This window comes from Rhizobium sp. 21-4511-3d (genome assembly GCF_053522545.1).
In genome coordinates this window covers 295508-316933 of the sequence record NZ_JBNWCF010000005.1, presented here as the reverse complement: position 1 = coordinate 316933, position 21426 = coordinate 295508, and the positions used below count along the sequence as shown (strand labels likewise).

At 61.7% G+C, this 21426-nt stretch carries 18 protein-coding genes and 1 pseudogene; 9 read left to right on the top strand and 10 right to left on the bottom strand.

Annotated features, from left to right (window positions below; translation table 11 throughout):
* Positions 1–76 precede the first annotated feature (76 nt).
* Both ACQZ5H_RS14090 and ACQZ5H_RS14085 read right to left on the bottom strand, forming a co-directional pair.
* Positions 77–1237 carry an ABC transporter substrate-binding protein gene (locus ACQZ5H_RS14090; protein ID WP_449098062.1) on the bottom strand — a complete coding sequence of 387 codons (1161 nt, stop codon included), beginning with the start codon at positions 1235–1237 and terminating at the stop codon, positions 77–79.
* Between the two features lie 119 nt (positions 1238–1356).
* Complete coding sequence (locus ACQZ5H_RS14085; protein WP_112719779.1) at positions 1357–2268, bottom strand: LysR family transcriptional regulator; 912 nt, start codon at positions 2266–2268, stop codon at positions 1357–1359.
* A gap of 179 nt (positions 2269–2447) precedes the next feature.
* Here ACQZ5H_RS14085 and ACQZ5H_RS14080 point away from each other — a divergent pair, with 179 nt between their 5' ends.
* Positions 2448–3248, top strand: a complete 801-nt coding sequence (locus ACQZ5H_RS14080; RefSeq protein ID WP_449098061.1) for a hypothetical protein — start codon at positions 2448–2450, stop codon at positions 3246–3248.
* A 73-nt stretch (positions 3249–3321) separates the two neighbouring features.
* Here ACQZ5H_RS14080 and lysS read toward each other — a convergent pair whose 3' ends face one another.
* The 4 genes from lysS to ACQZ5H_RS14060 form a co-directional block, all read right to left on the bottom strand.
* Positions 3322–4818, bottom strand: coding sequence for a lysine--tRNA ligase (lysS, locus tag ACQZ5H_RS14075; RefSeq protein ID WP_449098060.1), 1497 nt, complete (start codon positions 4816–4818; stop codon positions 3322–3324).
* 16 nt (positions 4819–4834) lie between these two features.
* Positions 4835–6292 (bottom strand): glutamate--tRNA ligase, encoded by a 1458-nt coding sequence (gene gltX, locus ACQZ5H_RS14070; protein WP_199628929.1) that lies wholly within the window; start codon positions 6290–6292, stop codon positions 4835–4837.
* A 191-nt stretch (positions 6293–6483) separates the two neighbouring features.
* Positions 6484–8253: an SLC13 family permease gene (locus tag ACQZ5H_RS14065; protein WP_449098059.1), complete on the bottom strand. Its 1770-nt coding sequence runs from the start codon at positions 8251–8253 to the stop codon at positions 6484–6486.
* 92 nt (positions 8254–8345) lie between these two features.
* Complete coding sequence (locus tag ACQZ5H_RS14060) at positions 8346–9101, bottom strand: bestrophin-like domain (protein WP_449098058.1); 756 nt, start codon at positions 9099–9101, stop codon at positions 8346–8348.
* 134 nt (positions 9102–9235) lie between these two features.
* Here ACQZ5H_RS14060 and ACQZ5H_RS14055 point away from each other — a divergent pair, with 134 nt between their 5' ends.
* The gene (locus tag ACQZ5H_RS14055; protein WP_199628930.1) at positions 9236–9781 is read left to right on the top strand and encodes a glutathione peroxidase; all 546 of its coding nucleotides are present in this window, start codon (positions 9236–9238) and stop codon (positions 9779–9781) included.
* Here ACQZ5H_RS14055 and ACQZ5H_RS14050 read toward each other — a convergent pair whose 3' ends face one another.
* Positions 9782–10612 (bottom strand): helix-turn-helix domain-containing protein, encoded by an 831-nt coding sequence (locus ACQZ5H_RS14050; RefSeq protein ID WP_449098057.1) that lies wholly within the window; start codon positions 10610–10612, stop codon positions 9782–9784.
* A gap of 93 nt (positions 10613–10705) precedes the next feature.
* Between ACQZ5H_RS14050 and ACQZ5H_RS14045 the strand changes: the two genes are divergently transcribed.
* Complete coding sequence (locus ACQZ5H_RS14045) at positions 10706–11629, top strand: phytanoyl-CoA dioxygenase family protein (protein WP_449098056.1); 924 nt, start codon at positions 10706–10708, stop codon at positions 11627–11629.
* A 30-nt stretch (positions 11630–11659) separates the two neighbouring features.
* Here ACQZ5H_RS14045 and ACQZ5H_RS14040 read toward each other — a convergent pair whose 3' ends face one another.
* Both ACQZ5H_RS14040 and ACQZ5H_RS14035 read right to left on the bottom strand, forming a co-directional pair.
* Positions 11660–12409 carry a TerC family protein gene (locus ACQZ5H_RS14040; protein WP_449098055.1) on the bottom strand — a complete coding sequence of 250 codons (750 nt, stop codon included), beginning with the start codon at positions 12407–12409 and terminating at the stop codon, positions 11660–11662.
* A gap of 149 nt (positions 12410–12558) precedes the next feature.
* The gene (locus ACQZ5H_RS14035; protein WP_112719771.1) at positions 12559–13236 is read right to left on the bottom strand and encodes a TetR/AcrR family transcriptional regulator; all 678 of its coding nucleotides are present in this window, start codon (positions 13234–13236) and stop codon (positions 12559–12561) included.
* A 155-nt stretch (positions 13237–13391) separates the two neighbouring features.
* Between ACQZ5H_RS14035 and ACQZ5H_RS14030 the strand changes: the two genes are divergently transcribed.
* The 5 genes from ACQZ5H_RS14030 (at position 13392) to xylB (ending at position 19907) form a co-directional block, all read left to right on the top strand.
* The gene (locus ACQZ5H_RS14030; RefSeq protein WP_449098054.1) at positions 13392–14612 is read left to right on the top strand and encodes an HlyD family secretion protein; all 1221 of its coding nucleotides are present in this window, start codon (positions 13392–13394) and stop codon (positions 14610–14612) included.
* Positions 14613–14634: 22 nt separating this feature from the next.
* Entirely contained in the window at positions 14635–16224 is a 1590-nt protein-coding gene (locus ACQZ5H_RS14025; protein ID WP_449098053.1) for a DHA2 family efflux MFS transporter permease subunit, read from the top strand.
* 91 nt (positions 16225–16315) lie between these two features.
* On the top strand, positions 16316–17308 hold the full coding sequence (locus ACQZ5H_RS14020) for an alpha/beta fold hydrolase (protein WP_449098052.1): 993 nt from the start codon (positions 16316–16318) through the stop codon (positions 17306–17308).
* A gap of 100 nt (positions 17309–17408) precedes the next feature.
* The gene (locus ACQZ5H_RS14015) at positions 17409–18434 is read left to right on the top strand and encodes a LacI family DNA-binding transcriptional regulator (RefSeq protein ID WP_449098051.1); all 1026 of its coding nucleotides are present in this window, start codon (positions 17409–17411) and stop codon (positions 18432–18434) included.
* A gap of 18 nt (positions 18435–18452) precedes the next feature.
* The gene (xylB, locus tag ACQZ5H_RS14010; RefSeq protein ID WP_449098050.1) at positions 18453–19907 is read left to right on the top strand and encodes a xylulokinase; all 1455 of its coding nucleotides are present in this window, start codon (positions 18453–18455) and stop codon (positions 19905–19907) included.
* Positions 19908–19933: 26 nt separating this feature from the next.
* Here the strand turns inward: xylB and ACQZ5H_RS14005 are convergent.
* Positions 19934–20063, bottom strand: a pseudogene (locus tag ACQZ5H_RS14005) (endonuclease domain-containing protein); the annotation flags it as partial.
* A 45-nt stretch (positions 20064–20108) separates the two neighbouring features.
* On the opposite strand from ACQZ5H_RS14005, the gene xylA reads away from it, so the two are divergent.
* A complete protein-coding gene (gene xylA / locus ACQZ5H_RS14000) occupies positions 20109–21419 on the top strand; it encodes a xylose isomerase (RefSeq protein WP_130282251.1) in 1311 nt (436 codons plus the stop codon).
* Positions 21420–21426 lie beyond the last annotated feature (7 nt).

The following is a 21426-nucleotide window of genomic DNA, read 5'->3' as shown; positions in this document are numbered from 1 at the left end:
CCCAGCCAATCTCCTCATCTGTGGGGAGATGCCCGGCAGGGCAGAGGGGGGCGCCACTGGCGCCGAGGCTGGCGTTTTACCGCCCGCCGATCACGCCGACATAGTCGGAAACCCAGCGGTGATAGGGAACGCATTCGCTCTGCGTCGTGCACTTGGCGACCGGGGTCTTCCAGAACTTGATCTTGTCGAAGTGGTCGAAGCCGTTGGTGGCGCAACCGGTGTCGGTCATCAACTCGTTGCCCTTGCAGGCGGCCGGAACCGAGGGAACCGCGCCGAACCAGGCGGCGGCGTCGCCCTGAACCTTGGCGGACAGCGAGTGTTCCATCCACATATAGGCGCAGTTCGGGTGCTCGGCGTCGGCATGCAGCATGGTGGTGTCAGCCCAGCCTGTGACGCCTTCTTCCGGGAAGGTCGAGGCGATTTTCTGCTTGTCGGCCTGCATCAGGTTGACCTGGAACGGCCAGGAGCCGGAGGCGACGACGCCTTCGTTCTTGAAGTCGTCGATCTGGATCATCGCGTCGTGCCAGTAGCGGGAGACGAGCTTGCGCTGGCCGCGCAGCAGGTCGAGCGCCGCCTTGTACTGGTCTTCGTTCAGCTCGTAGGGGTCCTTGATGCCAAGCTCGGGCTTGTGGGCCATCAGATACATGGCGGCATCGGCGATATAGATTGCGCCGTCATAGGCCTGGACGCGGCCCTTGTTGGACTTGCCGTCAGGCAGGGTTTCTTCCTCGAAGACAACCTTCCAGCTGGTCGGCGCCTTATCCTTGAAGGCGTCGGTATTGTACATCAGGACGTTCGGTCCCCAGAGATAGGGAACGCCGTAGTGAACGCCACCGACTGTGTACCACGGGCCGTTCTGCAGGCGAGGATCGACATTCTTGAAGCCGGGGATCAGATCGGTGTTGATCGGCTGGACGCGCTTGCCGGCGATCAGGCGCAGCGAGGCGTCGCCGGAGGCGGTGACGAGGTCGAAGCCGCCTTCGTTCATCAGCGAGACCATTTCGTCGGAGGTGGCGGCCGTCTTGACGGTCACCTTGCAGCCGGTGTCCTTTTCGAAGCCGGTCACCCAGTCGTAGTTCTTGTCGGTTTCGCCGCGCTCGATATAGCCGGCCCATGCGACGATGCTGACTGCACCTTCGCCCTTGCCCAGTTCTTTCAGCGGTTCGGCGGCAATCACCTGCGTTGCGAAGCTCAGGCACGCGAGCGCGGCCGTGCAGGATTTCAAGAGATTCGTCATCGTCTGTCTCCCGGTTTGAGCCGCTTGCTGCGGCATTTTGTTCCCGGTTGAAAAGTTGCGATGAAAAATCCGCTTTCGCAAATTCATTTATCAGAAAGACGTTATCGGAAATTCCGATATCAGGAGCGGACGCGGCCGGAGCGCATGCTTTCGGCAATGCCGACGAAGTCGCGCGCCGCCTGCGGCAGGCTCGATCCCTTGCGCCAGACCATGCCGACCTGGACCACCGGAAGAGATCCCGAGACGTCGCGGCTCTCGATACGGTCGCCTTCCAGCGACCAGGGGCGGTAGACAAGATCGGGCAGCAAGGCGACACCGGCGCCGGTGGCGACAAGGCTGCGGACCGCCTCGACAGAGCGGGTGCGGAACGCCACGTGCGGGCGGGCGCCGAGGGCCGAGAGCAGCTTGCCGGTATTCTCCTCGATTTCGTCGACCGTCAACATGATCAGCGGCTCGCGAGCGATATCGGCAACGGAGATGATATCGGCGGAGACCAGCGGATGGCCCATCGGCAGCCAGAGGCGATAAGGCGATGTCTCCAGGATTTCCGCCTGCAGCGCCATGCGGTCGCGCAGGTTGGAGATGACCATGACGGCGACATCGAGCTCGCCGCCGACCAGCAGATGTTCGAGATAGCCGCCATTGTCCTCGATGGCGCTGACATCGACTCCGGGGCAGGCGCGGCGGTAGCGGGCGAGGAGATCGGAGAGCACATAGCCGGCGACGAGCGAGGTGACGCCGATGTTCAGCGTTCCCGAGAGAGCGCTTTGCTGGCCGGAGAAGCTGGTGCGCGCGTCCGAAACTGTGGCCAGGATCTTCGTTGCGTGGCGCAGGAACTGGTGGCCGTTATGAGTGATGGTCAGGCCGCGCGGATGGCGATCGAAGAGCGAGACGCCAAGATCTGTTTCCAGCTCTTTCAGCGCCTCTGTGACCGAGGATTGGGAGATGGAGAGGTTCTGCGCCGCACGCGTCACCGAACCCTGCTCGGCGACGGCGACGAAATATTGAAGCTGACGAAGCGTGAAGGCCATGCGGCTTTAGAGCATGCCGAAATACACGCTGACAAGTCTGTGAACTACCGGACCTTTTTTGGCCTTTTATTCTCACCCCTGCGTTTTTACTGGCCGCACTTAAGCATTCCGAAACGTCGCTTGAATAGTTTTCCGAGCATGTATCGAGTTGGAGTTTTGCCGATGACGGAGCAGTTGGCGTGAAGGCCTTGCTGCGCATATTCCGGCCGTCCCGGAAACTGGCGTTCGTTATCGGCGGTGTGGCGCTCTTCGCAGGCGCCTCCGGCGGTGCGGCGCTTTATGTCGGCAAAGATGCGATCCTTGGTCCTCCGGCAGAGGAAGTGAATGGTGCCTCCTGCACCGACGTCAATCTCGTGACGATCAAGAAGCAGGAGCATGTCTGGATCCGCAAATACATCAAGACCGAACCCACCGACGGGATGACCCGCGTCCGGACCGCTCTGCGGGTGGCGCAGGCGATCTATGCCGACAGCAAACCGGATCTGGTGCAGGTCGTGGTGCTCGACCAGAACGGCCCGACATTGCGCTCCGACATTCGCGGCCGGGCGATCGGCGCCGACGTCGTCTATATCCCGCATCCGGAAAAGATGATCGAGGGCATCGACGACAAGCCCTATACCGCGCGCTACTATGACGGCCAGGCCAGCCAGAACGGCTTGTTCTTCGGCGAGCGCGTCGATCTCCCGGAAGACGAGATCAAGACGCTGAACGCGTCCTTCAAGGAATATTCCGACTGCATCGATCCGACGGCCGTTGCCTCGACTGAGGGTGGCGAAGGCGGTGAGGGCGGCAAGAAGGGCGCCAAGGCCGAGAAGGCCAAGGGCGACGAGGGCGAAGGCGAGGCCAAGGCGGAAGGCGGAGAAGCCAAGGCCGAGGGCGGCGAAGCCAAGGCTGAAGGCGGAGAAGGCGAGGCAGCGCCCGCCGAGGCTCCGGCCGAAGGTGGCGGCGAGAAAGCCGCGCCCGCCAAGAGCGGCCACTAACAAAAATCACCGGACACAAAAAAGCGGAGCGTCCTTTCGGGCGCTCCGCTTTTGCATTTGAAGTTCGTCAGTCTCAGTCCGTCTTGCTGCGGCGGGCCGGGAAGAGGATGACGTCGCGGATCGACGGTGCGTTGGTGAGCAGCATGATCAGGCGGTCGACGCCGATGCCGAGACCGCCGGCGGGGGGCATGCCCTGGTCGATCGCATCGAGGAATTCGTCGTCCAGCTGCTTGTCCTTTTCGCCGCGGGCATGGGCCTGCTCAAGCTGCTCGACCATGCGGCGGCGCTGCTCTTCCGGATCGTTGAGTTCGGAGAAGGCGTTGCCGAGTTCCCAGGCGTTGCAATAGGTCTCGAAGCGCTCGACGAGGCGCGGCTCGCCCGGTACTTCCTTGGCGAAGGGCGAGATGTCCTTCGGGAAATGGGTGACGTGGCTCGGCTGGATCAGCGTGCCCTCGACCTTCTCTTCGAAGATGAAGGCCAGGCATTCGCCCCAGGTCCAGTCCTTCTCGACTTCGAAGCCGGCGGCCTTGGCGGCGGTGCGGGCTTCTTCATCGGTCTTCATCGCAAGGAAGTCGATGCCGGTCACTTCCTTGACGGCGTCGGGCATCGGCACGCGCTTGAACGGACCCTTGAAGGAGATTTCCTTGTCGCCGAAGGCAAATTCGGTCTTGCCGTGGATCGACAATGCGAGCGTCTCGAACAGCCGCTCGACGAGGTCCATGATGTCCTCGTAGTCGGCATAGGCCCAGTAGCACTCCATCATCGTGAATTCTGGATTGTGCCGGGTGGAGACGCCTTCGTTGCGGAAGTTGCGGTTGATCTCGAACACCTTGTCGGTGAGGCCGGAGACCAGCGTGCGCTTCAAGAACAGTTCCGGCGCGATGCGCAGGTACATGTCGAGCTTCAGCGTGTTGTGATGCGTCTTGAAGGGCTCAGCAGTCGCGCCGCCGTAAACCGAGTGCAGCATCGGCGTCTCGATTTCCATGAAGCCGTCACTTTCCATGAAGCGGCGGATACCGGAGACAATCTTCGAACGCTGCTGGAAGCGGAGCTTCGATTCCTCGTTGCTCATGATGTCGAGGTGGCGCTTGCGATAGCGGATCTCGACATCCGCAATACCATTCCACTTCTCCGGCATGGGAAGAAGCGACTTGGTCAGCATGGTGATTTCGCGGGCGTTGATCGAGAGCTCGCCGCGCTTGGTGCGGCGGACGGTGCCGGTGACGCCGATGATGTCGCCGATGTCGATCATGGCGAGCATGTTGCGGGCTTCTTCCGGCGTCACGTCCTTGTGGCTGAAGATCTGGATCTTGCCGCCGGCGTCATGGATATCCATGAACATGCCGGAATTGCGCGAGGAATAGACGCGGCCGGCAACGGTCACGACATCGGTCGTCTCGACGTCGGATTCGAGATCCTTGTACTTCTCGGCGAGCTCGGCATTGGTGATGGTCCGGTGGAAATGCGCCGGATAGACATCGCCGATCTGTTCGCGCAGCAGCTTCAGCTTCTGGGCGCGCACTTCGGTTGCGTCGGAAGAAAGGGTCGCTGTTTCGGTCTTTTCGGTCATGGTGCAGATGTCCGGTTCAGTTCTTCGGGCCGACGAGAGAGGCGACTGCCTGCGAGGCGAGTTTCAGACGCTGGCGCACGACCGAGCGGCCGAGGATCGCCATGGAATCGAAGAGCGGCAGCGAGCGCGACGAGCCGGATACGGCGACGAAGAGCGGGGCCACAACGACCTTCAGCTTCTTGCCCATGCGGTCGGCGATGGCGCGCAGTTCGGCTTCGATCGTCTCGACGTTCCATTCGAGGATCTTTTCGAGGTCCGGCTGCACGGTGTTGAGGATTTCGAGGATCTCTTCCGGCGGCGACTTGATCTTGGCGAAGGCCGACGGGTCGAGGCCGAGGTCGGACTTCAGCAGGAAGCCTGCGAGCTCCGGCAGTTCGCCGAGCTTGGAAATGCGCGACTGCGACAGGCGCAGGCCAGCCTTCAGGCGATCGTTTTCCATCGCCCAGGTCAGGACGCGGGCCTGGAACTCGTCTTCCGACAGCTTCTCGCGGATCCAGCGGCCATTCAGCCAGTCGAGCTTCTGGATGTCGAAGATGGCGCCGGCCTTGGAGAGGTTTTCCGGGTCGAACTTGTCGGAGAGCTCGTCCATCGTCAGCAGCTCTTCGCCTTCGGCGATCTGCACGAAGAACAGGCCGAGGAAGTTCATCAGTGCTTCCGGGATGTAGCCGAGAGCGGAGTAGTAGGAGATCGAGGTCGGGTTCTTGCGCTTCGACAGCTTCGACTTGTCGGCGTTGCGCATCAGCGAGAGATGCATGAACACCGGCTGTTCCCAGCCGAAATAGCGATAGAGCAGGATGTGCTTCGGAACCGATGCCAGCCACTCTTCGCCGCGGGCGACGTGGGTGATCTTCATCAGATGGTCGTCGATGACGTTTGCCATGTGATAGGTCGGCATGCCGTCGCCCTTGATCAGGACCTGCATGTCGACGCTGTCCCACGGGATCGACACGTCGCCATAGACGCCGTCGTTGAAATCGCAGGAGCCTTCGGTCGGGATCTTCATGCGGATGACGGAGCTTTCGCCCGCTGCCATCTTGGCGCTGACTTCCTCGGCCGAATATTTCAGGCAGAGGCCGTCATATTTCGGCGCCTTGCCGGCGGCGCGCTGGGCTTCGCGCATCTGTTCCAGGCGCTCGGGGGTGCAGAAACAGCGGAACGCATGGCCCTTGTCCAGCAATTCCTGGCCGTAGGGCGTGTAGATGTCCTTGCGGTCGGACTGACGATAGGGGCCGTAGGGGCCGCCGATATCCGGGCCTTCCTTCCATTCGAGCCCGCACCACTTCAGGGCGTCCAGCACCTTCTGCTCGAATTCCGGGGTAGAGCGCGTTGCATCGGTATCTTCGATACGCAGGATGAACTCGCCGCCGTTCTTCTTGGCGAAAAGATAGTTGAAGAGTGCGATATAAGCGGTGCCGACATGCGGCTCGCCGGTCGGCGAGGGAGCAATGCGGACGCGGACGCCGGAAGCTGTCATTTTATGTGCCCGTCAAATGAATGCCGACGGCTTTTGATGGCAAAAGCGGCGTGCGGCGGGAAGAATGCAGATAACTGGATCAGGAAACCGGCCGGATAAGGGCAAATTGCGCACTTCCCCGGCGATTGTCCATTTGGCTGGCCTTAAGGCCATATTCGGCCGCTTGCGTCAAGGAAAATGGGCATCAGCGCTCATCGCACCGGCCAGACATAGAGCAGCATGGGAACGCTGACGAGAATGATGATGAAGGAGAGCGGCAGGCCGAGGCGGGGATAATCGCTGAAGCGATATCCGCCCGGGCCGAAGACCAGCGTGTTGCACTGGTGGCCGATCGGGGTGAGGAAATCGCAGCCGGCTCCAATGGCGACCGCCATCAGGAAGGCTTCCGGCTTATAGCCGAGCGTCTGCGCAAAGCTTGCGGCGATCGGCGCCATGACCAGCACTGTCGCGGCATTGTTGAGGAACGGCGTCACCGCCATTGCGGTGATCAGGATCAGCGCCAGGGCGCCAAAGGGTGGCATCTGCGCTGCGAAATCGCCCAGCCAGCCGGCGATGAGCTCGCTGCCGCCCGTTGTCCTGAGCGAATCCGATACGGGGATCAGGGCGGCGAGCATGATCAGGATCGGGCCATCCAGCGCCTTGTAGACATCGGCAAGCGGGATGACGCGGAAGACGACCATGGCGAGCGCGGCACAGAAGAAGGCCACGGCAACGGGCGCCAGACCCGCGGCTGTCGCGCCCATGGCGGCGGCGAGGATGATCAGCGGCACATAGGCGCGGCGCTGGGTGCCGAGCAGGATGTCGCGTTGCGCCAGCGGCAGGCAGGAGAATTCCTGCAGGAAGGCCGGCAGGTTTTTGCGGCTGCCCTGGAGCACGAGCACATCGCCGCCCTTCAGCGTGACTTCGCTGAGGCGTTCCGTCAGACGATGGCCCTGGCGGCTGACGGCGAGCAGGTTGACGCGGCGGCGGTTGAAGAGCGACAGCTGCCGCGCCGACCAGCCGATCAGCGTCGATTCCGGCGAGACCACGGCCTCGATCGAGGTGATGTCGCCATCCTGCGTATCCGCGGGAATCTGCTTGCCGGCGAGCTTCAGCTTGGCATTGGTCACGACGCGATCGAGCGGTTCCGGACCGCCTTCGAGAAGCAGGGTGTCGCCCGCTTTTAGGATAAGGTCCGGGATCGGCGACAGGCGCGAGTGGCCGCGTAGGATTGCGGTCGCGACCACTTCGCCATCGCCGAGTTTCAGGATCTCGTTCAACATCTTGCCGTCGAAGCCGGAGCCCTCGACGACCGTCGCCTCCGAGAAATAGTTCTTGAGATCGAGCGCTTCTTCAAGCGACGGATTTTCGTTCTGCCGCTCTGGCACCAGCCAATGAAAGAAGATCAGGAAGATAATGCCGACCAGCGCCAGCGTGGCGCCAACCGGCGTGAAGTCGAACATCGTGAAGGATTTGCCAGTTATCTCTTCGCGCAGCCGAGACACGACGATGTTCGGCGATGTGCCGATCTGCGTCATGAGCCCGCCGAGCAGGGCGGCGAAGCTCATCGGCATCAGATAGAGCGAAGGCGACTTTCCGGTCTTGCGCGAAAACTGGAAAGCGACCGGGATCATGATCGCCAGCGCGCCGATATTCTTGATGAATGCGGAGAGCACGGCGACGACGATCAGTAGCAGGGCGAGCTGCGTATGCAGCGAGTTCAGGTTCGGAAAGAAGCGCTTGATGGCGCTGTCGACGATGCCGGAGCGGGCGACGCCGGCGCTGACGACAAGCGCGCTGCCGACGATGATGACGATATCGTCGCTGAAGCCGGAGAAGGCCTTTTCGAAGGGCACGATGCCGACGCAGACGGCGAGCACCAGCGCGCAACAGGCGACGAGATCATAACGGAAGCGGTCCCAGATGAAGACGGCCATCATCAGGCCAATGACGCCGAAGGCGAGAATCTGCGGGGTGGTCATGCTGCTCCAGGGGCTGGAATTCCGAACGCAGACGATGCTCTGCGACAGGAATAACTGTAACGCCGCCTGCGCTTATCAATCCCGCACGCGCATCATTGCTGCAGTTCGGCTAGCGCCCGGCGAAGCGGGGCGTCGGAAATCTGGATCATGCCCGCGAAGGGGATATCCATGTCGAGCACGAGATAGATCGATGCGGATATGAGAAAGGCGGCCACCAGGAACATTGACATGACGATGATGTTTTTGGGCGCGCGGAATCCGAAACTCGCGAAGATCAGCGTCAGCCAAGCCATCAGCATGAAGACCAGCGGCATTGGAATGACGCCTTCCGATTGCTCGACGATCACCCATCGCCGCTCGACGATGGTCTTGTATTGCTGCCGGGCGTCGGTCCAGAGCGCGATGTGGTTGGGATCGGTCGGCATCATGACGGCGATGTTGTTGCCAACCGCGTTGAGTGCCATTTCGGATTTCGGATCACTCTGCAGCACGGGATCGACAACGTGCATCGGGCCCGACAGGGCCTGCTGGACGTAACGGAGCAAGCTGGCGCGCGTGTCGTCGGCTTCCAGCCCGTAGGTTCGCAGCGTACGGTCGAGCAGGATGATCTCGGTGGCGAAGGAATGAACGCTGTCGTCGATGCCGGCGAAGGTGTTCTTCGAGGAGTTGATCATCAGGCCGAAGACGAGCGAGGTCATGACCACGAAGATGTTGGCGACGAGGCGAACGACCGTGTTCGTTTCCTCCTCGCGATGGCGGGCCGGCAGCCGTGGATAGATCATCATCGTGCCGATCGAGGCGACGGCCAGACACACAAATACCGATCCCGCGACAACGATCTCACGCACCCGAGATTTCCCCTCTCATCTCTCCGTGAGGCACGTTAGCGCATGCGGAGGATTTTGGCATCAGGCCGGTGTTGAAGGCTGGACAAAGCGTAGCATGGGTATAGCTTCACCGCCCGACGTGAATGGAGACTGACATGACCGAGATCCTCGACATCCCCGTGAAGCTCGCCGATGGCCGCGAGACAAGCCTCAACGAACATCGCGGCAAGGTGATGCTCGTCGTCAACGTTGCCTCCAAATGCGGGCTGACGGCGCAGTATGAAGGTCTTGAAAAACTCTACGAGGACAAACGTGAGCGCGGCTTCGTCATTGCCGCCTTCCCGGCCAACAACTTCAAGGGTCAGGAGCCGGGGACGGATGCCGAGATCGTCGAGTTCTGCCAGCTGACCTATGACGTGAAATTCCCGATCTATTCGAAGATCTCGGTCAAGGGTGACGACAAGCATCCGCTCTATCGCCAGCTGACGGCTGCCGCGGTGCCGACGACCGGCGAAGGGCCGATGCGTGACCGGCTGCGCGATCGTGGTCTGGCCGATGACGACGGCAAGGAAATCCTCTGGAATTTCGAGAAGTTCCTGATCGGCCGCGACGGCAAGATCATCGCGCGTTTTGCGCCCGATGTGACTGCCGAGGATCAGCGGCTGGTGACGGCGATCGACAAGGAATTGTCCAAGGCCTGATCACTGCCTGCGATAGCGGCCTCGGAAGGCGCTCGGCGCCAGTCCCTCGCGGTTCTGGAAAAGCCGCGAGAAATAGAAGGCATCATCGATGCCGATCTCCCGGGCAATCGCTTCGATCGGGAGATCGGAGGTGGTCAGCAATTGCTTGGCATGATCGATCCGCAGCCGTAGCTGGAATGCTTTCGGCGAGAGACCGGTTGCGGCCATGAAGCGGCGGCGGAAGGTCGCCGGCGACATGTCGAATTCGGCGGCGAGCTGCTGCATGTCGATTTCCCTGAAGGCGCGTTCGGCAAGGGCGGAAACAGCTGCTTCGATCCTGGCGCCAGCCACGGTATCAGTGGCAGCATCCGCCTGCCTCGCTGACTGGACGACGATGCGGTGAAGCGTGGCGGCGGCCGAGCTCAGTGCCAACGCACTGCCATCGGTGAAATCGGCGCGGAGCGCGGCAAAGAGCTGCTGCGTCTCGCGCAGATTGCTCAGCGCCACATGCGGTGCGGTCTCCGAGATCAGGCGCTGCCGGACGAGGCTCGAGGCGAAAGGGCCCTCGAACAGCGCCCATTGCTCCTCCCAGCTTTCACCCTCCGCCGGGCCGTAGGAATGCAGGCTGCCCGGCGTCAGCCACAAGAGCGCCGGTCCTTCGATCGTAAGCTTGCCTGCCGCTTCAGTTTCCAACGTACCGCGTCCCGTTTCGACCAGCACCACCGCATGGCACGGCAGGCGGCGCTGCCGGACATGCACAGCGATCCGCTGACGTCCGAAGCCGGTCACCGACAAGGCGGGCGGGTTGACCGATGGCGGCGATCGGTAGAGCGCGAGCGGCGGCGAAGTCATGAGCGAAAAGTCCAGCTGTATTTTCCGTCCATGGTCATTTGCCCTTCATCGCGGCAACATCGTCACATGAATTCGAAGGGGATGGCGATCGAAATGTCAAGCTTGGCTGTGAAAATGGCGACTGAAATGCCGGTGCTGAGGGCAGGTGGTAAGGTGCTCTCGACAGCGGAGAACCGGCTTGGCCATCTCGTTCATACCGATCCGACGATCGGCATCGCGGCGATCCGGGAGCGCTATGAGGAGCATGGCTATGTCTGGCTGAAGCGGTTTCTCGATCCCGATGCCGTGAACGCGTTTCGCGGCTGGGCGTTCGGACATCTGGCCGGGGCAGGGTTGATCGAGCCGGGATCGGATCCGCGTCTTGGTCTGGCCGCCGCTGGAGGAGGGGACCCGCAGCAGGCCAACCGCATCCTCATGTCGCTGGTTCGATCCGTTGCCTATGAAGGCTTCTGTGCCCAGCCGCGGCTCGCGGCCTTTATGGACGAGTTCCTGTGCGGCATCTCCTATCTGCACAAGCGTAAGATCATGCGCCATACGATGCCGGGTAGCGCCACGGCGACGCCGGCGCATTACGATCTCGTCTATCTGCGCGGTGGGACCAACCGGATCGTCACGGCATGGATCCCGCTAGGCGATGTGCCGGTCGAGATGGGCGGGCTTGTCTATCTCGAGGGATCGCATGCGATTGGCAGAAAGATGGAGAGTGAGTTCGCGGCGCAAAGCGCCGGGCTTTCCGCTGAAGAGCGGATCAGCGCCTATAACCGCAACATGACCGAGGGCGGCTGGGTTTCGAAAGATCTGCCCGATATGGCCGAGCGCTTCGATACCCGCTGGCTGATCGCCGGCTACGAGACCGGCGATGTGATGCTGCACAGTCCCTACATGATCCACGCCTCGACGGCGAACGAGAGCGCCGAGCGGCTGATACGTCTGTCGACCGATATCCGCTACCAGAATGTCGATGACGAGATCGATGCGCGCTGGGCCAATCACTGGAGCCTGGGAGACATGCTGTAGGCGCGGCCAAAGCCGCGCCTGCTGCAGAAGCTAGTGGCTCTCGCCTCTTTTTCGTTTTCGGGCGTTTCTGGCAAACATGTTCAACACCTCGACGAGTGCCGAGAAGGCCATGGCGGCGTAGACGTAGCCCTTCGGAACATGGAAGCCCATGCCCTCGGCGATCAGCGTCGTGCCGATCATCATCAGGAAGGCGAGCGCCAGCATGACGATGGTCGGGTTCTTCTCGATGAAGTTCGCAAGCGGCGTCGCGGCGACCAGCATGACGGTCACGGCGGCCAGAACGGCGATGACCATGATCGGCAGATGCGGGGTCATGCCGACGGCGGTGATGATGCTGTCGACCGAGAAGACCAGGTCGAGGATCAGGATCTGCACGATCGCCGAGCTGAAGGTCGTCGTCGCCGAATTGGCGATGAAATCCTCGTTGTGATCGGCCGGATCGACATTGTGGTGGATCTCCTTCGTCGCCTTCCAGAGCAGGAAAAGACCGCCGGCAATCAGGATCATGTCCTTCCACGAGAAGCCGTGGCCGAAGAGTTCGAAGACCGGAGCCGTGAGCTTGACGATCCAGGCGACGGTGCCGAGTAGCGCCAGGCGCATGATCAGCGCCAGGCCGATACCGACCTTGCGGGCCTTTTCACGGTGCTCGGGCGGCAGCTTGTTGGTGAGGATGGAGATGAAGATAAGGTTGTCGATACCAAGAACGACTTCCATGACGACCAGGGTAACCAGCGCCACCCAGGCAGCCGGGTCCTGAACCAGCATCATGATATCTTGCATGAATTGTTTTTCCCTTGCGCCACAGACAGCCGACGCCGAAATCTAGAGTGAAGGCGCTGAGATGCAAGCGCCGCAAGGGGTATACGAAAGCCGGACGGCATTTATTCCGCCGGTGATGGGGAGAATGAAGCGGGGACGCCGCCGATCCCTCAGGCGGGCTCGTTGTGCTTGGCGCCATAGGCGGCCATGAAGACGCGGATGGCGCCGTCGATGACGCGCTTTCTCTCCGCCTCGGACGGCGGCTCCGGCATGCTGCCGAAGAGGCGGAACTTGAAGAAGCTGCCGCTGGCGAGATCGAGGAACTGCCCGGCTGCCAGATCGACGTCAGCGATCTCGAGCTTGCCGGAATTCACGTAGCGCGTCAGATACGAGTGCAGCACCGTGCGCAGGTTCTCCGGTCCGTTGAAGAAGCGCTGACAGAGCTCCGGCATGCGGTCGCGCACGCCAAGAACGGTGCGCATGGCGCTGATCACCTTCTCGCTTGTGATATGCGAGATGAAGCTCAGGCCAAAATCGTGCAGGCCTTCCTCGACATTGTCATGATGTTCGAGAGCGACGCGCAGTGCGGCCACGAAGGCGGCGCGCTCGGTCTCGATCATCGCGGTGAAGAGCTCTTCCTTATTGGCGAAGTAGACATAGAGAGTGCCCTTCGAGACGCCGGCTTCGCGGGTCACGTCGTTCATGCTCGCTGCGTCGAAACCCATCTTCATGAAGACGCTCTTGGCGCCCTCGAGGATTTGCGTGCGCTTGGCCGGGTCTTCTCCGGCTGCCCAGCGGCCAGTGGCCACGGGCGTTTCGGCGGCTGAAACCTTGGACACTTCGGTCATCTTCTCCTTAACCATTTTTCGCACTTGCGAAGATTCTTTACTAAAATCGAACCGCTCGGTTCGATATGACTTGATATGGATGCAAAAAGGGCCTATGTCAACTGAACCGAACCGTTCAGTTCGATTAAATCTACTTCACAAAGCGGTGTTCGTCTATGTCCAGTCAGAAAACCAATGTTGCGCGCATCGTAAGCGATTCCGCTGAAGCCGAAGCGGCTCAGCCGGAAACTGCAGCCTCCGCGGATACCCCCACCGCGGAGGCTCGCAGTGCTCCCCAGCAGGCGCCAGCACCCGAGGTAAAGGTTGCCGAGCAGCCGCCGGTGAAAAAGAAGCGCAGCCGCGTTCTGCCGATCGTCGCCCTCGCCATCCTCGCCGGTGGCAGCTGGTACGGCTATGAATGGTGGACGAATGGCCGCTTCATGGTCTCGACCGATGATGCCTATATCGAAGGCGATATCGCGACCATCTCGCCGAAGGTCACCGGTTACGTTGCCAAGGTCAATGTCGTTGCCAACCAGCTGGTCAAGGCCGGCGACGTGCTCGCAACGCTCGATAACGGCGACTATCAGAATGCTCTCGACCAAGCCGAAGCGCAGATCGCCACCGAAAAGCTGTCGCTGAGCCGCATCGATGCTCAGGTCGATGGCGCCAAGGCGGCTCTCGCGCAGGCACAGGCCCAGAAGGTGTCGCTCGATGCCGCCGTCCGCGGCGCCGAGATCACCCAGAAGCGCCAGAGCGACCTGCAGGCAAAGTCGGTCGGCACCGCTGCCGATCTCGACACCGCCAACATCGCGCTCGATCAGGCCAAGGCAAACCTCGTTGGTGGCGACGCCAATATCAAGTCGGCCGAAGCCAACATCACGATCCTGGAAGCGCAGCGCAAGGAAGCCGAAGGTTCGGTCCGTACGCTTGAGCTGCAGCGCGACAAGGCCGCCCGCGACCTGTCCTTCACGATCCTGAAGGCACCGTATGACGGTGTTGTCGGCAATCGCTCGGTTCAGGAAGGCGATCTCGTATCGCCCGGCCAGCGTCTGATGGCGCTCGTCCCGACCCGCCAACTCTATATCGACGCGAACTTCAAGGAAACGCAGATCCAGCATCTGGTTCCGGGTTCGAAGGTCAATGTCCATGTCGACGCTTACGACGATCATCCGATCGTCGGCACCGTCGAGTCGATCTCGCCGGCTTCCGGCTCGGTCTTCTCGCTGCTGCCGCCTGAGAATGCGACGGGCAACTTTACCAAGATCATCCAGCGCGTGCCGGTTCGCATCGCGCTCCCGCAGGATGCGCTTGATACCGGCCGTCTGCGTGCAGGCCTGAGCGTCGTCGTCGATGTCGACACGCGCACGGCGCCGGACGCACAGCAGGCAAAGTAATCAGCCAGCCGGAGTAAGGCCAATGGCCGCGACCACCACTGCAGGAACCGTTCCCGGCGTAGGAGCCGAGGAACGGATGGACCCGCGCAAGCTCATCGCATTCTTTGCGATGGTGCTCGGCATGTTCATGTCGATCCTCGACATTCAGATAGTCTCGGCCTCGCTCGCCGAAATCCAGGCCGGCCTTTCCGCCGGCTCGGATGAAATCGGCTGGGTCCAGACCTCCTACCTGATCGCGGAAGTCATCATGATTCCGCTGTCGGGTACGCTCGCCCGCATCGTCTCGACGCGCTACCTCTTCGCCTTCTCGGCGGCGGGTTTCACGCTGTCGAGCGTGCTCTGCGCCACGGCGACGAATATCGACCAGATGATCGTCTACCGCGCCATCCAGGGCTTCATCGGCGGCGGCATGATCCCGTCGGTCTTTGCGGCCGCCTTCACGATCTTCCCGCCCTCCAAGCGCAGCATCGTTTCGCCGATCATCGGCCTGATCGCTACGCTGGCGCCGACGATCGGCCCTACTGTCGGCGGCTATCTCAGCCACGCCTTCTCCTGGCACTGGCTGTTCCTGGTCAACGTCATCCCCGGCATCATCGTGGCGACCGTTACCTGGAACTTCATCGACTTCGACAAGCCGGAACTGTCGCTTCTCAAGAAGTTCGACTGGTGGGGCCTGATCTCGATGGGCGTGTTTCTGGGCGCGCTGGAATATGTGCTCGAGGAAGGCAATTCGAACGACTGGTTCAACGACAACTATATCGTCATCGGTGCGATCGCATCGGCGATCGGCTGCGTGGTCTTCTTCTACAGGGCGTTCACTGTCGATTTTCCGGTCGTTGACTTGAGAGCCTTCGCCAACCGCAACTTCGCTTTCGGCTCGGTCTTCTCTTTCGTCATGGGTATCGGTCTCTACGGCCTGACCTACATCTACCCGGTCTATCTCGGACGCATCCGCGGCTACGACTCGCTGATGATCGGCGAGACGATGTTCGTCTCCGGTCTTGCGATGTTCTTCACCGCGCCGCTCGCCGGACGTCTATCGACGAAGATGGACCTGCGCCTGATGATGGTCATCGGTTTCGTCAGCTTTGCGGCCGGCACCTATATCATGACCGGGCTGACCGATGACTGGGACTTCTACGAACTGCTGATCCCGCAGCTGTTCCGCGGTTTCGGCCTGATGATGTGCATGGTGCCTATCAACAATATCGCGCTCGGCACGATGCCGCCGGCCCGTATGCGCGGTGCCTCCGGCCTCTTCAACCTGACCCGTAACCTCGGTGGTGCCGTCGGTCTTGCGATCATCAATACGGTTCTGACCAACCGCCAGGACGTGCATTACGAGCGCCTGCGCGAGAATATGGACTGGGGCCATCCGGCCGCGATCGATCAGCTGAACAACCTGACCGCCAACTTCAATTCCTACGGGATGGACGGCGCGTCGGTGGCGATCAAGCAGATGGTCGGCATGGCAACCAAGCAGGCAGTCATCCTGTCCTTCAGCGATATCTTCCTGATGCTGACCGTGCTGTTCATGGTCATGGTTCTCGGTGTTGCGATGATTGCCAAGCCTGCGCCGCAAGGCGGCGGAGGCGGTGGCGGCGGCCACTGATCGTCTGGTGTTCGAAATAACGGCCGGCTTGGGAAACCAAAGCCGGCCGTTTTCCGTATATCGTGCATCTCTTTCGACCGGATGCCGCTTCATGCTTCAGTCTTCCGCCAGGGCAATCGCCTGGCTCTGCATCGTCCTGCCCCTCTTCGCATCCGCATCCGCGCGGGCGGCCGCCGAGGAGGAGAGGATAGACATCGGCGGCTACAAGCTGAACAGCGTCTTCATCCCGGCTTCCGGCAAGGCAAGACTGCCGCCGATCGTCTTCATCCATGGCGCCAGCGCCAATCTCTATGATCCGATGCTGTCGTTCCGGGAGAAGCTGGAAGGCAAGTCTGATCTGCTGTTCGTCGATCGTCCGGGCCACGGCCGCTCCGACCGCGGCGGTCCCGAGAACGCTTTCCCGGACGGGCAGGCCGACGCGATTGCAGCGCTGATGAAGAAGCGCGGCATCGGGCGGGCAATCATCGTCAGCCATTCCTTCGGCGGTGCCGTTGCGGCCGCCTTTGCACTCGGTCATCCCGATATGGTTGCCGGTCTCGTGTTCCTGTCGCCGGCCGTCTATCCTTGGCCGGGCGGCATTGCTTGGTACTATGATGCGGCGACGGCGCCGCTGACCGGCCCGCTCTTCAGCGCGCTGGTCGTGCCGCCTGTCGGCCTTGCGATGGTCGATGGTGCGACCCGCAGCGTGTTTGCCCCGAACCGGCGGCCTCCGGGGTATATCTCGAAGGCGCGAACGCTTCTCGCCCTGCGCCCGGCCGAGTTTCACAACAACGCCGCCGATGTCGCCAACCTGCTCGAATGGACGAAGAAAGCCTCGCCGCGCTACCGGCAGATCAAGGCGCCAACGATCATTATCACCGGCGATACCGATAGCGTCGTTTCGCCGACGATCCACTCGGCGCATCTTGCAAAGGATATCCGAGGGGCGCGGCTGATCGTCGTCCGAAACCTCGGTCACAAGTCGGATTACGTCGCAAGCGACCTTGCCGTCGGCGCCATTGAAACGCTGGCTGGCGAGCACCCCAATCTGCGAGGGATCGCGCAGGCGATCGAAGCGCGTATTGCCGGTGACGGCAAGAAATAATCCATGTTTTTCAAACGCGACCAGATGAGTTTCGGTCGATCCGGCATTTTCTGATTTACGTACATCAGAATTGGCGGTAAAGGCTTCGTCAGGAGGAGCGATGAAGCCTACGGTTCACGATATCGCCGCGCATGCGGGGGTCAGCCTTGCGACTGTCGATCGCGTGCTGAACCAGCGCCCGGGCGTGCGCCATGTGACGCGCGAGAAGGTGGAAAACGCCATTCGCGAGATCGGCTATGTCAGGGATGTGGCGGCTGCCAACCTCGCCAAGGGCCGCACCTATCCGCTGGTCTTCATCCTTCCGGCATCCGACAATTCCTTCATGCATGGGCTGACGGGCGAGATCCGCGAGGCCGTTGCCCGCGCTCCAGTCGAGCGCACGCAGATCCAGACCATCGAGGTTCCGGCCTTCGATCCGGCCGCACTGGTCGAAGCGCTGCGGAAGCTCGCTGCCGAACGGCCTGCCGGCATCGCGCTCGTCGCGACCGATGCGCCTGAGGTTGCCGAGGCAGTCGATGCCCTAGTGCGCGATGGCATTCCCGTCGTTACCCTGGTTTCCGATCTCACGGGGTCGCTGCGCCACCACTATGCCGGTGTCGACAACATCGCGGCCGGGCGCACGGCGGCTCGCCTGCTTGGCCGTTTCCTCGGTGGCGCCAAGGGCGAGATTGCGGTGCTTGCCGGCTCCATGCTGGTGCGCGACCATCGCGAACGCCTGAAAGGTTTTGTTGCGCTGATGGCGCAGGAGTTTTCCGGCCTTTCCATCCTGCCCGTCATCGAGGGGCGCGACGATCCTGAAATGGCGCATATGCTGGTTTCGGATGCGCTTTCGAAGAATGATCGCATTGTCGGCATATACAGCTTGGGCGCCGGTAACCGCGGCCTGATCAGGGCGCTGAAGGCCAAGGGCGCCGGGCGGCAGGTCACTGTCGTTGCCCATGAACTCACGCCGCATACGCGGGCGGCATTGATCGACGGAACGATTGACGCAGTTCTCAATCAGGATGCCGGTCATGAGGTGCGCAGCGCCATTCGCGTCTTGAAGGCGAAGGCCGACGGGCTTGCCGTCATCGATGCGCAGGAGCGCATCCGCCTCGATATCTTTTTGAAAGACAACCTGCCGTAACGGCAAAGGGAGAACGACATGTATCTGGGTCTCGATCTCGGAACTTCGGGCGTCAAGGCGATGCTCATCGACGGCGATCAGAAGATCATCGGTTCGGCCAATGGATCGCTGGACGTTTCGCGTCCGCATTCCGGCTGGTCCGAACAGGATCCGGCGCACTGGATCCGCGCGACCGAAGAAGCGGTTGCCGGTCTGAAGGCCAAGCATCCGAAGGAGCTTGCGGCGGTCATGGGTATCGGCCTTTCCGGCCAGATGCATGGCGCGACCCTGCTCGACGCCGACGACAAGGTGCTGCGGCCCTGCATTCTCTGGAACGATACGCGCAGCTATCATGAAGCCGCGGCGCTCGACGCCGATCCGCGCTTTCGCAAGCTCACCGGCAATATCGTTTTCCCGGGTTTTACCGCGCCGAAGCTCGTCTGGGTCGCCAAGAACGAGCCTGAGATCTTCGCCAAGGTCGCGAAGGTTTTGCTGCCGAAGGATTATCTGCGCCTCTGGCTGACCGGTGAGCATATTTCGGAGATGTCGGATTCGGCCGGTACGTCCTGGCTCGATACCGGCAAGCGCGCCTGGTCTTCGGAACTCCTGGCCGCAACGGGCCTCGATGAAAAGCAGATGCCGTCGCTTGTTGAAGGTACTGAGCAGGCGGGCAAGCTGCGCGGCGAGCTGTCGTCCAAGTGGGGCATTGCTGGCGATGTCGTTGTCGCCGGCGGGGCAGGGGACAATGCGGCCTCGGCTTGCGGCATGGGTACGGTCAGCCACGGCGCGGCCTTCGTTTCGCTCGGCACTTCGGGTGTGCTCTTCGCCGCCAACGGCTCTTACCTGCCGAAGCCGGAAAGCGCCGTCCATGCCTTCTGCCACGCGCTGCCGAATACCTGGCACCAGATGGGCGTCATCCTCTCGGCCACCGATGCGCTGAACTGGCATTCGCATGTGACGGGCAAGTCCGCGGCGGATCTGACCGGCGAACTCGGCGAGACCCTGAAGGCGCCGTCGGGCGTGACCTTCCTTCCTTATCTCTCGGGCGAGCGCACGCCGCACAATGATGCCGTCATCCGCGGCGCCTTCATCGGCCTCGAGCATGAGAGCAGCCGCGCCGTCCTGACCCAGGCGGTTCTCGAAGGTGTGTCCTTTGCTATCCGCGACAATCTCGAAGCGCTGCGTTCGGCCGGTACCGATATCGCCCGCGTCACCGCGATCGGCGGCGGTTCGCGCTCGCGCTACTGGCTGGCCTCGATCGCGACGGCGCTCGGCGTTCCCGTCGATCTCCCGGCGGACGGCGATTTCGGCGCGGCGTTCGGTGCTGCCCGTCTCGGCTTGATTGCCGCGACGGGTGCGGATCCGGTCGCGGTCTGCACGCCGCCGGAGACGGACGGCACGATCGAGCCTGTCGCTGCACTGAGCGGCGCCTATGAGGATGCCTACAAGCGCTACCGCGCGCTCTATCCGGCGATCAAGTCGCTGGCGCATTGAGGGCGGATTTAAGTTTGCACTGAGGTCGGAGCCCCCTCATCCGCCTGCCGGCACCTTCTCCCCGTCGGGGAGAAGAGACTTGTGGCAGACCGCTCGCTCCGATCTTCCCTTCTCCCCAGCGGGGAGAAGGTGGCCCGAAGGGTCGGATGAGGGGGCCGCACGCTACAACGAACAAGATTGACCAACCCAAGGAGGACCAACATGAGCACCGGATTTTTCGGCGATATTCAGAAGATCAAGTATGAAGGCCCGGAGAGCACCAATCCGCTCGCCTTCCGTCATTACAACAAGGACGAAGTCGTTCTCGGCAAGCGCATGGAAGACCATCTGCGCTTTGCAATCGCCTATTGGCACACCTTCACCTGGCCGGGCGGCGACCCCTTCGGCGGCCAGACCTTCCTGCGCCCGTGGTTCGAAGACACGATGAAGGCTGCGAAGCTGAAGGCTGATGTGGCCTTCGAATTCTTCTCGCTGCTCGACGCGCCCTATTACTGCTTCCACGATGCCGACGTGCGTCCCGAAGGCCAGAACTTCGCCGAGAACACCAAGAACCTGAACGAGATCGTCGATTACTTCGCCGAGAAGCAGGCCGCGACCGGTACCAAGCTGCTTTGGGGTACGGCAAACCTGTTCTCCAACCGCCGCTACATGTCCGGCGCTGCGACCAATCCGGATCCGGATGTCTTCGCTTTCGCTGCGGCAACCGTGAAGACCTGCATCGATGCGACGCAGAAGCTCGGTGGCGAGAACTACGTTCTCTGGGGCGGCCGTGAAGGCTACGAGACGCTGCTCAACACCGACCTGAAGCGCGAGCTCGATCAGCTCGGCCGATTCCTGAATCTCGTCGTCGAGTACAAGCACAAGATCGGCTTCAAGGGCACGATCCTGATCGAGCCGAAGCCGCAGGAGCCGACCAAGCACCAGTACGACTACGATGTCGCGACGGTTTACGGCTTCCTGAAGAAGCACGGCCTCGAAAACGAAGTGAAGCTCAACATCGAGCAGGGCCATGCGATCCTCGCCGGCCATTCCTTCGAGCACGAGCTGGCGCTTGCCAATGCACTCGGCATCTTCGGCTCGATCGACATGAACCGCAATGACTACCAGTCCGGCTGGGATACCGACCAGTTCCCGAACAACGTTCCGGAAATGGCGCTCGCCTATTATCAGGTTCTGCAGGCAGGCGGCTTCACCACCGGCGGCACGAACTTCGACGCGAAGCTGCGCCGTCAGTCGCTCGATCCGGCAGACCTGCTGATCGGCCATATCGGCGGCATGGATTGCTGCGCCCGCGGTCTCAAGGCTGCTGCAAAGATGGTCGAGGACAAGGCTCTCTCGCAGCCGCTCGCAGACCGCTATGCAGGTTGGGATTCGGCCGAAGGGCAGAAGCTCTTCCGCGGCGAGTATTCGCTCGGTGAAATCACCAGCTGGGTCGAAGGCAAGGACGTCAATCCGCAGCCGCGCTCGGGCAAGCAGGAACATCTCGAAAACGTCGTCAACCGTTACGTCTGATCGACGG